General features: G+C 62.8%; 14 protein-coding genes. 9 read left to right on the forward strand and 5 right to left on the reverse strand.

Annotation, left to right across the window (positions count from 1 at the left end; genetic code table 11):
* From AB4M76_RS16270 to AB4M76_RS16310, 9 genes are all read left to right on the forward strand, one after another.
* On the forward strand, positions 1-1,308 hold the full coding sequence (locus AB4M76_RS16270; RefSeq protein ID WP_368443026.1) for a replication-associated recombination protein A: 1,308 nt from the start codon (positions 1-3) through the stop codon (positions 1,306-1,308).
* Positions 1,309-1,339: 31 nt separating this feature from the next.
* Positions 1,340-1,693, forward strand: coding sequence for a CrcB family protein (locus AB4M76_RS16275; protein ID WP_368443027.1), 354 nt, complete (start codon positions 1,340-1,342; stop codon positions 1,691-1,693).
* Entirely contained in the window at positions 1,690-2,736 is a 1,047-nt protein-coding gene (locus AB4M76_RS16280; RefSeq protein WP_368443028.1) for an RluA family pseudouridine synthase, read from the forward strand. The genes AB4M76_RS16275 and AB4M76_RS16280 overlap by 4 nt, the downstream gene beginning before the upstream one ends.
* Positions 2,733-3,416 (forward strand): HAD-IA family hydrolase, encoded by a 684-nt coding sequence (locus AB4M76_RS16285; RefSeq protein ID WP_368443029.1) that lies wholly within the window; start codon positions 2,733-2,735, stop codon positions 3,414-3,416. The genes AB4M76_RS16280 and AB4M76_RS16285 overlap by 4 nt, the downstream gene beginning before the upstream one ends.
* Positions 3,413-4,126 (forward strand): ATP12 family chaperone protein, encoded by a 714-nt coding sequence (locus tag AB4M76_RS16290; protein ID WP_368443030.1) that lies wholly within the window; start codon positions 3,413-3,415, stop codon positions 4,124-4,126. The genes AB4M76_RS16285 and AB4M76_RS16290 overlap by 4 nt, the downstream gene beginning before the upstream one ends.
* 196 nt (positions 4,127-4,322) lie before the next feature.
* Positions 4,323-5,339 (forward strand): amino acid ABC transporter substrate-binding protein, encoded by a 1,017-nt coding sequence (locus AB4M76_RS16295; protein WP_368443031.1) that lies wholly within the window; start codon positions 4,323-4,325, stop codon positions 5,337-5,339.
* 188 nt (positions 5,340-5,527) lie between these two features.
* Positions 5,528-6,742, forward strand: coding sequence for an amino acid ABC transporter permease (locus AB4M76_RS16300; RefSeq protein WP_368443032.1), 1,215 nt, complete (start codon positions 5,528-5,530; stop codon positions 6,740-6,742).
* Positions 6,743-6,745: 3 nt separating this feature from the next.
* On the forward strand, positions 6,746-8,044 hold the full coding sequence (locus tag AB4M76_RS16305; RefSeq protein ID WP_368443033.1) for an amino acid ABC transporter permease: 1,299 nt from the start codon (positions 6,746-6,748) through the stop codon (positions 8,042-8,044).
* Between the two features lie 14 nt (positions 8,045-8,058).
* Positions 8,059-8,826 (forward strand): amino acid ABC transporter ATP-binding protein, encoded by a 768-nt coding sequence (locus AB4M76_RS16310; RefSeq protein WP_368443034.1) that lies wholly within the window; start codon positions 8,059-8,061, stop codon positions 8,824-8,826.
* A 27-nt stretch (positions 8,827-8,853) separates the two neighbouring features.
* On the opposite strand, the gene AB4M76_RS16315 is transcribed toward AB4M76_RS16310, so the two are convergent.
* The 5 genes from AB4M76_RS16315 to yidC form a co-directional block, all read right to left on the reverse strand.
* The gene (locus AB4M76_RS16315; RefSeq protein WP_368443035.1) at positions 8,854-9,342 is read right to left on the reverse strand and encodes a histidine phosphatase family protein; all 489 of its coding nucleotides are present in this window, start codon (positions 9,340-9,342) and stop codon (positions 8,854-8,856) included.
* 67 nt (positions 9,343-9,409) lie between these two features.
* The gene (argB, locus tag AB4M76_RS16320) at positions 9,410-10,273 is read right to left on the reverse strand and encodes an acetylglutamate kinase (protein ID WP_368443036.1); all 864 of its coding nucleotides are present in this window, start codon (positions 10,271-10,273) and stop codon (positions 9,410-9,412) included.
* Positions 10,274-10,309: 36 nt separating this feature from the next.
* The gene (gene yihA / locus AB4M76_RS16325; RefSeq protein WP_368443037.1) at positions 10,310-10,960 is read right to left on the reverse strand and encodes a ribosome biogenesis GTP-binding protein YihA/YsxC; all 651 of its coding nucleotides are present in this window, start codon (positions 10,958-10,960) and stop codon (positions 10,310-10,312) included.
* Positions 10,960-11,697 (reverse strand): MOSC domain-containing protein, encoded by a 738-nt coding sequence (locus tag AB4M76_RS16330; RefSeq protein WP_368443038.1) that lies wholly within the window; start codon positions 11,695-11,697, stop codon positions 10,960-10,962. Before AB4M76_RS16330 ends, yihA begins: the two co-directional genes overlap by 1 nt.
* Entirely contained in the window at positions 11,697-13,565 is a 1,869-nt protein-coding gene (gene yidC, locus AB4M76_RS16335) for a membrane protein insertase YidC (protein ID WP_368443039.1), read from the reverse strand. The genes AB4M76_RS16330 and yidC overlap by 1 nt, the downstream gene beginning before the upstream one ends.
* Positions 13,566-13,648 lie beyond the last annotated feature (83 nt).

Here is a 13,648-nt window from a genome sequence, read left to right on the forward strand (position 1 = left end):
GTGGCGGACTTATTTGGCGAGAGCGAAGGAGCGGCAGAGAGCGGGCATCGCCCTTTGGCGGATCGGCTGCGCCCGCGCAGCTTGGGTGAGGTGATCGGTCAGGATCAGGTGCTTGGGCCAGACGCGCCGCTGACGGTGATGCTGGCCTCTGGCGCGCTGTCCTCGCTGATCTTCTGGGGGCCGCCCGGCGTCGGCAAGACCACCATTGCGCGGCTTCTGGCGGATGAAACGGATCTGCATTTCGTGCAGATCAGCGCGATTTTCTCCGGCGTGCCGGAACTGCGCAAGGTCTTCGAGGCGGCCAAGATGCGGCGGCGGCAGGGGCAGGGGACGCTGCTTTTCGTCGACGAGATCCACCGGTTCAACAAGGCGCAGCAGGACGGGTTTCTGCCGCATATGGAGGATGGCACGATCCTCTTGGTTGGCGCCACGACCGAGAACCCGAGTTTTGAGCTCAATGCCGCCGTGCTCAGCCGTGCGCAGGTTTTGGTGCTTGAACGGCTGCCGCACGCCGATCTGGAGCGCTTGGCACAGCGGGCAGAGCAGGAGTTGGGCAAGCCGCTCCCGCTACAGCCCGAGGCCCGCGAGGCGCTGTTGGAAATGGCCGATGGTGACGGGCGTGCGCTGCTCAATCTGATCGAACAGGTGACGGCGTGGAAAGGCGATGCGCCGCTCGACAAGGCGGGGCTATCGAAACGCCTGATGCGCCGCGCCGCGCAATACGACAAGGGCGGCGATTCGCATTACAACCTGATCTCGGCCTTGCATAAATCCATGCGCGGCTCGGACCCGGATGCCGCGCTCTACTGGCTGGGGCGGATGCTGGAGGGCGGCGAGGACCCGCGTTACCTCATGCGGCGGATCACCCGCATGGCGGTGGAGGATGTCGGCCTTGCCGATCCGCAGGCGCAGGCCTTCTGCCTGCAGGCCTGGGAGACCTATGAGCGGCTTGGCAGCCCCGAGGGCGAATTGGCCATCGCGCAGGCGCTGACCTATATCTGCCTCGCGCCCAAGTCGAACGCTGTCTACAAGGCCTATAAGGGGGCGCGCCGCTTGGCGCGCAGCACCGGGTCGGAGCCGCCGCCGAAACATATCCTCAACGCGCCCACGAAGCTGATGAAGGAGCAGGGCTACGGCTCGGGCTATGCCTATGACCATGATGCCGAAGATGGGTTCTCGGGGCAGAACTACTTCCCCGACGCGATGGAAAGGCCCAGCCTTTACGAGCCTGTCGAGCGCGGCTTCGAGCGCGAGTTGAAAAAGCGGCAGGACTACTTTGCCGGGCTCAGGGCCAAGCGGAAAACTTGACTCCGGGCCGCGCAGGCGCGATGGGGTGTCGATGATGAAAACACTGATCATGGTGGCGCTTGGCGGCGCTCTGGGCGCGTCACTGCGCTACCTTGTCGGTCTGGCCGTCGGCTTTCCGCTGGGCACGCTGGCGGTCAATGTCGCGGGCTCTCTGGCGATCGGGGTGGTCTGGGTCACGCTGGCCGATAAGATACTGCTGCTGCCCTTTCTGATGACGGGCCTGCTGGGCGGTTTCACCACCTTTTCGGCGTTTTCACTCGACACGATGCGCCTGCTGGAAGCAGGTCGCACCGCTGTCGCATTTTCATATGTGGGGGCCTCGGTGATCTTGTCGCTGGCCGCCTGTTTGCTGGGCCTCTGGCTGGCCCGAGAGGTATTGGCATGAGCCGCGTACAGACAGTGACCGTCGCCGAGGGCGATGGCGACCAGCGGCTCGACCGTTGGTTCAAGCGGATGTTTCCGCAGATCAATCAGGGGCTCATCGAGAAGATGTGCCGCAAGGGCGAAATCCGTGTCGATGGGGGCCGGGTCAAGGCCAATACGCGGCTGGAAGCCGGCCAAGAGGTGCGCGTGCCGCCGCTCCCCGATAGCGCGCCGCCGCCGCCGCCGAAGCGGACCCGGATCACCGAGGCCGATGCCAAGATGATCCGCAACTGCGTGATCTACCGCGACGACCATGTGATCGCGCTGAACAAACCGCCGGGCCTCGCGGTACAGGGCGGCTCGGGGCAGGCGGATCGGCATGTCGATGCGCTGTCGGAGGCGCTGATCTTTGACGCCGAGGAAAAGCCCCGTCTGGTGCACCGGCTCGACCGCGACACTTCGGGCGTGTTGCTGCTGGCGCGGACCCGTCTGGCGGCCAAGGCGCTGACGGCGGCGATGCGTCACCGTGAGACGCGCAAGATTTACTGGGCCATCGTCGCCGGTGTGCCGACGCCGTACTTGGGCGAAATCAAATACGGTCTCGTGAAAGCGGGCGGCCATGGCCGCAGCGGCGAGGGCGAGAAGATGATTGCCGTGCACCCGCGCGATATGGACGCCACGCCGGGCGCGAAACGGGCGCATACGCTTTATGCGACGCTGTTCCGCGTCGGCTCGCGCGCATCCTGGGTGGCGATGGAGCCGGTCACCGGCCGCACCCACCAGCTGCGCGCGCATATGGCCGAGATCGGCCATCCGATTGTCGGCGATGGCAAATACGGCGGCTCAGGGCAAGAGAACCTTGGTGATGGCTGGGGCGCACAACTGGGCGGGATCATCTCGAAAAAGCTGCATCTACACGCCCGGATGATGCGCTTTGAGCATCCCCATACCCGCAAGACGGTCACCATTACCGCCGAATTGCCCGACCATATGGCGCATAGTTGGGATACCTTTGGCTGGACCGAAGATCTGGCCGATGAAGACCCCTTTGAGGCGCTGCAATGAGCAAGCCGCTGCGTCTGGCGATCTTCGACGTCGACGGCACGCTGGTCGACAGCCAGGGCGATATCGTCGCGGCGATGGCGGCGGCCTTTGCCGCTGTCGAGGCGCCGCTGCCGTCGCGGGCAGAGATCCTCTCGATCGTCGGCCTCTCGCTGGATGTGGCGATGACGGTGCTGGCACCTGCGCGCCCGGCCGGGGACCACAAGATCATGGTCGAAGCCTATAAAGACGCCTACATGCGGCTGCGCGCCGAGGTGGGCGTGGCGCAATCCTCGCCGCTTTACCCGGGCGCCTTGGACATCCTGCGGCGGCTGCATGGGGAGCCGGAAATCCTGCTGGGGGTGGCGACGGGCAAGTCGAAACGGGGGCTGGATAAGCTGATCGCAGGGCATGGGCTGGACGGGCTGTTCATCACGCAGCAGGTGGCCGATTTTCATCCCTCCAAGCCGCATCCTTCGATGATCCATCAGGCGATGGCCGATGCCGGCGTGGGGCCAGAGGCGACGGTGATGATCGGCGACACCTCCTTTGACATGGACATGGCCGCGGCGGCAGGGGTGACCGGGATCGGCGTCACATGGGGCTATCACGGTGCGGATAGGCTGACCGCAGCGACCCATCTGGTTGAGAGCTACACCGCGCTGCCGCCTTTGTTGGAACAGATTTGGAGCATTCCCGCATGAGCGATTGGAAAGCGAAACGCTTTTGGAAAGAGGCCGCCGTCGTCGCGCTTGAAGAGGGCTATACCGTCGAGCTTGATGGCCGCCGGGTCAAAACCCCGGCCAAACGCCCGCTGACCCTGCCGACCCGCGCCATGGCCGAGGCGGTGGCCGCCGAATGGCAGGCGCAGGACAAGCAGATCGACCCGCGCACCATGCCGGTCACCAAGACCGCGAATGCCGCGATCGACAAGGTTGCGGTGCAAAAACAGGAGGTCGCCGCCATGCTCGCGGCCTATGGTGACAGCGATCTGCTGTGCTACCGCGCGGACAGCCCAGAGGAGTTGGTGGCGCGGCAAGCGGCGCTATGGGACCCGATATTGGACTGGGCCGAAGGATGTCTTGGCGTCAAGCTGGAGACCCGTCAGGGCATTATGCACGCACCGCAAGCGCCCGACGCCTTGGAAGAACTGCACCGCCGGACCGCCGCGCTCGACCCCTTTGAACTCGCTGCCTTTCACGACCTTGTGAGCCTGACAGGCTCGCTCATTCTGGGCTTTGCTGCGCTGGAACAGGCCTATGACCCCGAGAAAATATGGGCTGTGTCGCGTTTGGATGAAACCTGGCAGGCCGAACAATGGGGCCGCGATGATGTGGCAGAGGCCGAAGCCGAGATCAAACGGCAAGCCTTCCTGCATGCCTGCGCAATGATTGTGCTCAGCCGCGCGGGCTGAAGTACGAATGTTTCCGGTGCGGCGCCGCCGATGTGAGCGCCGCACTTTTGCCCAACGCGCACTTGACCTCGAAAGCTGAATCCGCCCACACTGCTTTTCATTGAGCTGGGGCAACTCAGCGCATGATCGTCTCCGGGATCGGAAGATGCCGGATTAACCGCCAGTGAACGTGGCGGACTATCAGGAAGAGGTAAAAATGAAAAAAACCGTAATTTTTGGCGCGCTGACCGTTGCGGGTCTTGCTGCCGGCGCTGCCGGCGCGGCGACGCTTGATGATGTCAAGGCACGCGGCAAGCTGAACTGTGGCGTGACAACCGGTCTGGCAGGCTTTGCCGCACCGAACGCCAATGGCGAATGGGAAGGCTTTGACGTCGCCGTTTGCCGTGCCGTTGCTGCCGCTGTGCTCGGCGACAAGAACGCCGTGGAATTCGTGCCGACAACCGGCAAGACCCGCTTTACCGCGCTGGCATCGGGCGAGATCGATTTCCTTGCGCGCAACACCACATGGACATTCAGCCGCGACACCGACCTGAAATTCGATTTCGTCGGCATCAACTACTATGACGGTCAGGGCTTCATGGTGCCCAAAGCGCTTGGCGTCTCCTCGGCCAAAGACCTCGACGGCGCGACCGTCTGCATCCAGACCGGCACGACGACCGAGCTGAACCTCGCGGACTTCTTCCGTAAGAACGGCATCGAATATGAGCCCGTTCCGGTTGAAACCAACGCCGAAGGCCAGCAGCAGTACCTTGCCGGGGCCTGCGACACCTACACCACAGACGCCTCCGGTCTGGCGGCGACACGCGCCACTTTCGAGAACCCGGACGAGCATGTTCTGCTGCCCGAGATCATCTCCAAAGAGCCGCTGGGCCCGCTGGTCCGTCACGGCGACAACGACTGGGGCGACATCACCCGCTGGGTGCTGAACGCGCTGATCGCAGCCGAAGAGCTGGGCATCACCTCGGCCAATATCGAAGAGATGGCCGGCAACACCAACAACCCCGAAGTCGCCCGTCTGCTGGGCACCGAGGGCACGCTGGGTGAGATGATCGGTCTCGACAGCGACTGGGCCAAGCGCGCCATCATGGCCGAAGGCAACTACGGTGAGATCTTTGCCAAGAACATCGGTGAGGAAACCCCCATCGGTCTGGCCCGTGGTCTGAACGCGCAGTGGACAGACGGTGGTCTGCTCTACGCGCCGCCCTTCCGCTAAGATACCAAGCCAAGGGGCGCAGGAATTCCTGCGCCCCTTGTGCCTCTGCCGATACCTTACGTTTCAGCACGGCCCCAAGACGACAATAAAAACCCACGATCGAAAAACGATCAACGACCAAAAACGATTCGGTAAAAGGCGCTGTTAAGGCGCTGATAATAAAAATGCCGGAACACAGGGAAACATACATGACGATACTCACCGACCCTCCAAAGGAGTCGTTCCGGCCATCTATGCTGTTGAGCGATATCCGCTATCGGTCGATCACCTTTCAGGTGATTGCGCTGGTGCTGCTGATCGCGGCGATTTGGTATCTGGGATCGAACCTCGCTGCCAACCTGCGCGCTGCCGGGCTGAACATTTCCTTTCAGTTCCTTGGCAACCCTGCCGGTTATGACATCAACCAGACGCTGATTCCCTATACCAGCCAGTCGTCCAACCTACAGGCCGCTTGGGTCGGGATCATCAACACGCTGCTGGTGTCCTTCCTTGCCTGTGTGACCGCCACGGTCTTTGGCGTCATCGCCGGGGTGCTGCGCCTGTCGAACAACTGGCTCGTGCGCAAGCTGATGGCCGGTTATGTCGAGATTTTTCGCAATATCCCGGTGCTGATCTGGATCCTGATCATCTATACGATCATGACCGCCGCCATGCCCGCGCCGAGCGCTTTCCGGGGTGACGATCCGGCATCGACCATGATGCTGGGCTCTTTCGCCTTTACCAACCGCGGCGTTTATATTCCGGGGCCGGTTTGGGGGCCGGGGTCGACGATCGTGGTGGCGACATTCGTGGCCTCGGTGATCGGTGTCTTCGCCTACCGCCGCTATGCCACCAAACTGCTTTATGACACGGGCCGTCTGCTGCCGATGCTTTGGCCCTCGGTGGCGATCCTGTTTGTGCCGACGATCCTTGTCTTCTTCCTGATGGGCATGCCCATTGGCTTGGATTACCCGGCGCTGAAAGGCTTCAACTTCCGGGGCGGCATTCAGATCGGTGCGCCGCTGATCGCGCTTTGGTTCGCGCTGTCGATCTACACCGGCGCTTTCATCGCCGAGAACGTCCGTGCGGGCATTCAGGCCGTCAGCAAGGGCCAGACCGAGGCCGCCGCGGCCCTGGGGCTGCGCTCGGGGCGGATCATGAACCTCGTCGTGCTGCCGCAGGCGCTGCGGGTGATCATCCCGCCGCTGATCTCCAACTATCTCAACATCACCAAGAACTCCTCGCTGGCGATCCTCGTGGGCTATGCCGACATCACCGCGACGCTGGGCGGGATCACCCTGAACCAGACCGGCCGCGCGATTGAATGTGTGGTGCTCTTGATGCTGTTCTACCTTGTTATCTCACTGGGAATTTCGATGGTGATGAACGTATATAACAACGCAACGAAGCTGAAGGAGCGCTGAGCCATGTCCGATACACATGCTGAATCCATCGCCTTCGTGCGTGAATCCGCCCTGCCGCCGGCAGCCCCGCCCGAAAAGGTCGGCGGCCCGCTGAAATGGGTGAAGGACAATCTTTTCCCGACCTGGGCCAATGCGATATTAACCGTCCTCGCGCTCTACTTCCTGTATCTGCTGCTCTCCGGGTCTTTGCCTTGGCTGCTCAACGGCGTCTGGAACGCCAGCAGCCTGTCGGAATGCCGGGAGATTCTGAACGGGGCGACGGGGGCCTGTTTCTCGGTCATATCCGAGCGTTGGCACCAGCTGCTCTTTGGCTTCAAATACCCCAGCGATGAATATTGGCGCCCGACATTGGCGCTGGTGCTGCTGTTCCTCGCGGTGGCCCCGGTGCTTTTCATCGATCTGCCGCGCAAGCTGCTGATCTTCACCGGGATCTACCCCTTCCTGGCCTTCTGGCTGATCTGGGGCGGGCCGATCTGGGGACCGGTCTTTGCCCTCTTGGGCGTCATCGGCGGCTATCTGGTCTATGCCCGGTTGGTGCACAGCAGCTTTGCCAAGGCGCTGGCCGCGGGCATCGTTGGAGCTGCCATCATCTGGTATGTCGGCGGGATCATCGGAGAGGCTCTGCGCCCCGCACGGCCCTTGCTCGAAGCGGTGCCAAGCCGGGATCTCGGGGGCTTCATGCTCAACATGATGCTGGGCATCACCTGCGTGTCGCTTTCGCTGCCCATCGGGATCGCACTGGCGCTTGGCCGTCAGTCGCATCTGCCGATCGTCAAAGGCATCTGCGTGGTCTTTATCGAATTCGTCCGGGGCGTGCCGCTGATCACGCTTTTGTTCGTGGCGAATGTGATGCTGGCCTATTTCTTCCCGCCGGGTTCGGGCGTTGACCTCTTCATCCGGGTGGTGATCATGATCACCATGTTCTCCTCGGCCTATATCGCTGAGGTGATCCGGGGTGGTCTCGCCGCTTTGCCAAAGGGCCAGTATGAGGCCGCCGACAGCCTTGGCCTCGACTACCCGCAGGCGATGCGGCTGATCATCCTGCCGCAGGCGCTGAAGATCTCGATTCCGGGCATCGTCAACATCGCTGTGGGCCTGTTCAAGGACACCACGCTGGTCTCGGTGATCTCGCTGTTTGACATCATCGGCATGATCCGCGGCCCGATCCTCGCCTCGACCGACTGGAACGGCGTCTATTGGGAGCTTTTCCTCTTTGCTTCCGTGCTGTTCTTCATCGTCTGCTACGGCATTTCACAATATTCGCAGTGGCTGGAACGCCGTCTTGCGACTGACCATCGTTAAGGGAGGGTTCTCACATGGCTGAGACCGCACAAATGCAGGTATCCGACGAAGTCGCGATCCGGATCGACAATATGAACAAATGGTACGGTGCGTTCCATGTGCTGCGCGACATCGACCTGACGGTCTACCGCGGCGAACGCATCGTGATCTGCGGGCCTTCGGGCTCGGGGAAATCGACGCTGATCCGCTGCATCAACGCGCTGGAAGAGCATCAGAAGGGCTCGATCGAGGTCGATGGCACGCTGCTTTCCTCGGACCTCAAGAACATCGACAAGATCCGCTCAGAGGTCGGCATGTGCTTTCAGCACTTCAACCTCTTCCCGCATCTGACGATCCTTGAGAACTGCACGCTGGCGCCGATCTGGGTGCGCAAGACGCCCAAGAAGGAAGCCGAGGAAACGGCGATGCATTTCCTTGAGAAGGTGAAGATCCCGGATCAGGCCAACAAATACCCCGGCCAGTTGTCGGGGGGGCAGCAGCAGCGTGTGGCCATCGCCCGCTCGCTCTGCATGCGCCCGCGGATCATGCTCTTTGACGAGCCGACCTCGGCGCTTGACCCTGAGATGATCAAGGAAGTGCTCGACACGATGATCGAGCTTGCCGAAGAGGGCATGACCATGCTCTGCGTCACCCATGAGATGGGCTTTGCCCGTCAGGTGGCGAACCGGGTGATCTTTATGGATGAGGGCCAGATCGTTGAGCAAAACGAGCCGGAAGCCTTCTTCAACAACCCCCAGAGCCCGCGCACGAAGCTGTTCCTGAGCCAGATTCTGGGCCACTGAGGGCAGGGGCCACGGCCCCGACAGAGACTAGAGATCGCGCGGCACGGTAAAGTGTCGCGCGTTTGCTTTTCCCCAATCCGCATGGACCCAATCGTCGATCTCAAACTCTGCCACCAGCGTCGCCCCCGAAGGATAGCGCTGGAATTTGCCGTGATCGGGGGCGGCGCGGAGGAACTGCGCGGCGGCCGTGGCGATGCCGGGGTTATGGGCCAGCAGCAGAAGACACTTGCCTTTGGCCGCGCGCAGCACCGCCAGAATATCCTCGGCGCTCGCCAGATAAAGCGCGCGGCTATAGGTGACCCTCGTCTCGTCGGGCAGCGCAAGGCCGTCTAATGTGTCCCGGGTGCGCTGCGCGGTGGAACACAGCACCGCATCCGGCAGCGCCGCCACCTGTCGCAACCAGTCGCCCAAAGCCGCAGCCGCACGATGTCCGCGCGGGTTCAGGGGGCGGTCGTGGTCGCTGGCGCCCTGCGACCAATCAGATTTCGCGTGGCGCATTAGTATCAGGCGGCGCATGGCGTTCCTTTCGCGGCTCGGCCCATCATAGGCGCGAAGCAGGGGCAGGGGGCAAGCGCTTTGACGTTTACCCGTTGCGAATGATGCTGCCCGCGCCATGTTCGGTAAAGAGTTCCAGCAGGCAGGCATTGGGGGCGCGCCCGTCGAGGATCACCGCCGCCCGCGTGCCGCCCGCCAGCGCATCGAGCGCGGTCTGCACCTTGGGGATCATGCCGCCCGCGATGGTGCCATCGGCGATCATCTCATTGATCTGGCTCGCGGTGAGGTCGGTGATCACCTCGCCCGCGCCATCTTTGACCCCGGCGACATCGGTGAGCAACAGCAGGCGATCCGCCTTGAGAGCAGCGGCCACGGCCCCGGCTGCGGTGTCGCCGTTGATATTATAGGTCTCGCCCCCCCGGCCCATGCCAAGCGGGGCGATGACGGGAATGATGTCCTTCTCGGCAAAATCGCGCAGGATGCTCGGGTTCACTTCGGCGGGTCTGCCGACCAAGCCAAGGGCGGGATCTTCGGGGTCGCAAATGATCAAGCCGCTGTCCTTGCCCGACACCCCCACGGCGCGGCCGCCCTGTTCGGAAATGGCCTGCACGATCCGCGCGTTGACGAGGCCCGAGAGCACCATTTCGACGACTTCCATCGTCGCCGCATCGGTGACCCGTTTGCCGTTCACAAATTCGGATTCGATCCCAAGCCGGGTGAGCATGTCGTTGATCATCGGCCCGCCGCCATGCACGATCACCGGACGCACGCCGACCTGCCGCATCAGGGCCACGTCGCGGGCAAATTCGTCCATCGCCTCATCGCTGCCCATCGCATGACCGCCCAGCTTGATGACCACGGTGGCATCGGCATAGCGTTGCAGAAACGGCAGGGCTTGGCTGAGGGTGCGGGCGGTGGCAATCCAGTCGCGGTTCATGTCTTGCATTCTCATTTCTTGACCCATGGGAGGCCGCAGGCGCGGCGGCTATCAGACCAGCGTGGCGATGATGGCACGCAGGGTGGGGATGCCCCAGCCCTTCTCCGAGGAGGTCACGACGATCTCCGGATAGGCGGCGGGGTGTTTGCTCAGCGCGTCCTTGACCTGCGTCAGGACCTTCTCGCGCTCGGCTTCTTTTACCTTATCGGCCTTGGTCAGCACGACCTGAAAGGTCACCGCAGAGCTGTCGAGCAGGGACATGATCTCATCGTCGACCTTCTTGACGCCATGGCGCGCGTCGATCAGCACGAAAGCGCGGCGCAGGGTCTGGCGGCCAGACAGATATTGCTTGAGCAGGCGTTGCCATTTTTCCACCACGGGCAGGGGCGCATTGGCATAGCCATAGCCCGGCAGGTCGACGAGGTAATGCTCTTCGCCTGCGGTGAAGAAGTTGATCTCCTGCGTGCGCCCCGGCGTGTTGGAAGCACGGGCCAGCGCCTTCATCCCGGTCAGCGCATTGATCAGGGTGGATTTGCCGACGTTGGAACGGCCCGCAAAGCAGACCTCCATCCGGTCCGGCGCAGGCAGCCCGTCCATCGCCACCACGCCTTTGACGAATGTCGTCTCGCCCGCGAAAAGCATACGGCCCTTCTCGGCGCTCGGCGCGTCCGGCTCTTCGGCGATGGTGTAGTTCACTTGCATCAGATCAGCTCCAGTTCGTCGCCCACGGCGATCTCTCCGCCGGTGGTGACGGTCAGGGTAACACCGAAATCGCGGTGGCCCAATTGGTCAAGCGCGGCGAGCGTATCCACGTCGCGCGCGCCGGTGTCGGTGTTTACGGTGGTGGCAAGACAGCGGGTGATGCGTTTCGACACATGCAACCGCGCCTTGCCGATTTTCAACGCGCGCCCGATCCAGTCAAATTCGGCCCAGGGGGGCGCGCCGTCAAACCAGATGTTGCCGCGCCAGCGGGCGGTTTGCAGCGGGCTGCCGGTGAGCGTTTCGACAGCGGCATGGGAGGCAAGGCTGTTGAGCGAAAGCGTGGGTTCCGCACTGTCGGTATAGCCGCGCCCGTCGAGCCGCAGAATGTCCACCGGCGCGGCGCGGCCTTCGGCCTCCAGAGGGCGCACCCAGTCGAGGAAGGCGGCTTTGTCATGGTCCGGATGAAAGCTGATCTCACTGCGTTCAGGGTGGCGCAGGGTGAGAATCTCCCCCGCCTCATCCAGCTTGGCCGTGATCGCCTGCAACTGCGGCGAGGAGGCACCGCGGGTGAAATTCAGACAGCGCGCCCATGCCCCGGGCGCGGCTTTGGAAGCGTCATGGGCCACGGCCCAGAGCCGGTCATAGGGCATCGACTGCCCCGGCGTGAGGGTCACGCGCTCAACCGTCTCGCGGCCATGGGCCTTGAGCGGATGGCGGTTGAGCGCGGTGACCTGCATCACTTCTTCGACTTGCCCGACTTGGGCTTGGCATCCGCATTGGCAGCAGCGCTCTTGGGCGTGCGTTTGAAGCCGCCCGCGATATTGCCCCAAAGATCCGGCTTATACCCCTGGCTGCGCATGATCAGATACTGCTGGGTAAAGGTGATCGTGTTGTTCGCGATCCAGTAGACCACCAAGCCGCTGGCAAAACCGCCGAGCATGAACATGAAGACCCATGGCATCCAGGCAAAGATCATCTGCTGGGTCGGATCGGTGGGCGCCGGGTTCAGCTTTTGCTGGAGGTACATGGAGATACCCAGCAAGAGCGGCAGGATCCCGATGAAGATCAACGCCAGCATCGAACCCGGTTCGGGCGCTGCATAGGGCAGCAGACCCCAGAGGTTCAGGATCGAGGTCGGATCGGGCGCGCTGAGGTCCTGGAACGGGCCAAAGAAGGGCGCGTGACGCAGTTCGATCGTGACAAAGATCACCTTGTAGAGCGAGAAGAAGATCGGAATCTGCAGAAGGATCGGCAGACAGCCCGCGGCGGGGTTCACCTTGTTCTTCTTGTAAAGCTCCATCATGCCTTGCTGCAGCTTCTGACGGTCATCGCCGGCGTCTTTCTTCAGCTTCTCCATTTCCGGCTGAAGCTCTTTCATCCGCGCCATGGAGACGTAGGATTTATAGGCCAGCGGGAAGAGCAGCGCCTTGATCAGCAGGGTCAGGCCGATGATCGCCACGCCCATGTTGCCGATCAACTGGTTCAGGTTGTGCAGCAGCCAGAAGATCGGTTTGGTCAGGAAGAAGAACCAGCCCCAGTCGATGCTGTCGATGAATTTGGCGACGCCGGAGGCTTGGTAATCCTGCAGCGTCTCCCATTCCTTCGCGCCCGCGAAGAACTTGCTCGACGTGCTGACGCTTTCGCCCGCCGCCACCGACCGGGTGGGCTGGCGGGTGAAGGCGCGGTAGACATCTGCGCGCGGGTCATAGGTGAGCGCCTGCTCGAATGTCTCGCCGGCCTCGGGGATCAGCACCGCCTGCCAATAGTGATCGGTAAAGCCGATCCAGCCTTCGGTGACGCCTTCGGTCACCACGGCGGGGCGGCCCCAGGTGCTGTTCACATCCGCTTCGGCGATGTCGTCCCAGTCAATCTCCGCGAGCTCGCCATTGGCCATGGCGACCGCGCCCTCATGCAGGATGAAGAAGCTTTTCAGGTCTTCGGGCAGCCCATGCTGCGCGATCATGCCAAAGGGCGCGAGGTTCACCGGCGCTTCGCCGGTGTTGGTGACGCTCTGGGTGATGTCGAACATATATTCGTTATCGACAGAGATGGTGCGGCTAAAGACCTGACCGGCGCCATTGTCCCAGGTCAGCGTGACAGGGCTGTCGACACCCAAGACCTCGCCTTCGCTCAGGGTCCACATCGTGTCGACCCCCGGCACCGCGTCGGGCGCAAGGCCGGAGCCGGCGGCCCAGCCGTGCAGGGCATAATAGGCGTCGCTCGACCCTTCGGGGGAGAGCAGGGTGACCACCTCGGCGTCTTCGTCGAGAGTGGTCTGGTAATCATTGAGTTTCAGATCGTCGATCCGCCCGCCCATGAGCGAGATCGAGCCGCTGATCCGGTCGGTGGAAATGGCAACGCGCGGGGCATCGGCCAAAGCGGCACGGCGGCCCGCGGGGGCGGCGCCTTCGCCCGCGTCGGGGTCCGGCGTGCTGGCATCTGACGGGGTGGCAGGCACCACGGTGCCGCCTTCGGTCTGGCTCACCTCGGTGCCCGGCTCAAGCACGGGGTCAGCTTCGGGGGGTGGGAACAGCAGGAACCACACAAGAATGACCGCAAAGCTAAGCGCCGTGGCAAGGATAAGATTCTTGTTCTGGTCGTCCATGGGGCTGCCACCTGATGTCTTGGAATATCAGGGGGGGTTCAACAGAGTAAGGGGCCAAAGGTCAAGCGGAATCGGGTTTGCAC

Source organism: Sulfitobacter sp. PS-8MA (assembly GCF_040933935.1).
Taxonomy (GTDB): domain Bacteria; phylum Pseudomonadota; class Alphaproteobacteria; order Rhodobacterales; family Rhodobacteraceae; genus Sulfitobacter.

Bases quoted from the DNA above. Each gene is read 5' to 3' on its own strand.
- AB4M76_RS16275 (WP_368443027.1), top strand. From the start codon at position 1,340: ATGATGAAAACACTGATCATGGTGGCGCTTGGCGGCGCTCTGGGCGCG.
- AB4M76_RS16280 (WP_368443028.1), top strand. From the start codon at position 1,690: ATGAGCCGCGTACAGACAGTGACCGTCGCCGAGGGCGATGGCGACCAG.
- AB4M76_RS16285 (WP_368443029.1), top strand. From the start codon at position 2,733: ATGAGCAAGCCGCTGCGTCTGGCGATCTTCGACGTCGACGGCACGCTG.
- AB4M76_RS16290 (WP_368443030.1), top strand. From the start codon at position 3,413: ATGAGCGATTGGAAAGCGAAACGCTTTTGGAAAGAGGCCGCCGTCGTC.
- AB4M76_RS16295 (WP_368443031.1), top strand. From the start codon at position 4,323: ATGAAAAAAACCGTAATTTTTGGCGCGCTGACCGTTGCGGGTCTTGCT.
- AB4M76_RS16300 (WP_368443032.1), top strand. From the start codon at position 5,528: ATGACGATACTCACCGACCCTCCAAAGGAGTCGTTCCGGCCATCTATG.
- AB4M76_RS16305 (WP_368443033.1), top strand. From the start codon at position 6,746: ATGTCCGATACACATGCTGAATCCATCGCCTTCGTGCGTGAATCCGCC.
- AB4M76_RS16310 (WP_368443034.1), top strand. From the start codon at position 8,059: ATGGCTGAGACCGCACAAATGCAGGTATCCGACGAAGTCGCGATCCGG.
- AB4M76_RS16315 (WP_368443035.1), bottom strand. From the start codon at position 9,342: ATGCGCCGCCTGATACTAATGCGCCACGCGAAATCTGATTGGTCGCAG.
- argB (WP_368443036.1), bottom strand. From the start codon at position 10,273: ATGAGAATGCAAGACATGAACCGCGACTGGATTGCCACCGCCCGCACC.
- yihA (WP_368443037.1), bottom strand. From the start codon at position 10,960: ATGCAAGTGAACTACACCATCGCCGAAGAGCCGGACGCGCCGAGCGCC.
- AB4M76_RS16330 (WP_368443038.1), bottom strand. From the start codon at position 11,697: ATGCAGGTCACCGCGCTCAACCGCCATCCGCTCAAGGCCCATGGCCGC.
- yidC (WP_368443039.1), bottom strand. From the start codon at position 13,565: ATGGACGACCAGAACAAGAATCTTATCCTTGCCACGGCGCTTAGCTTT.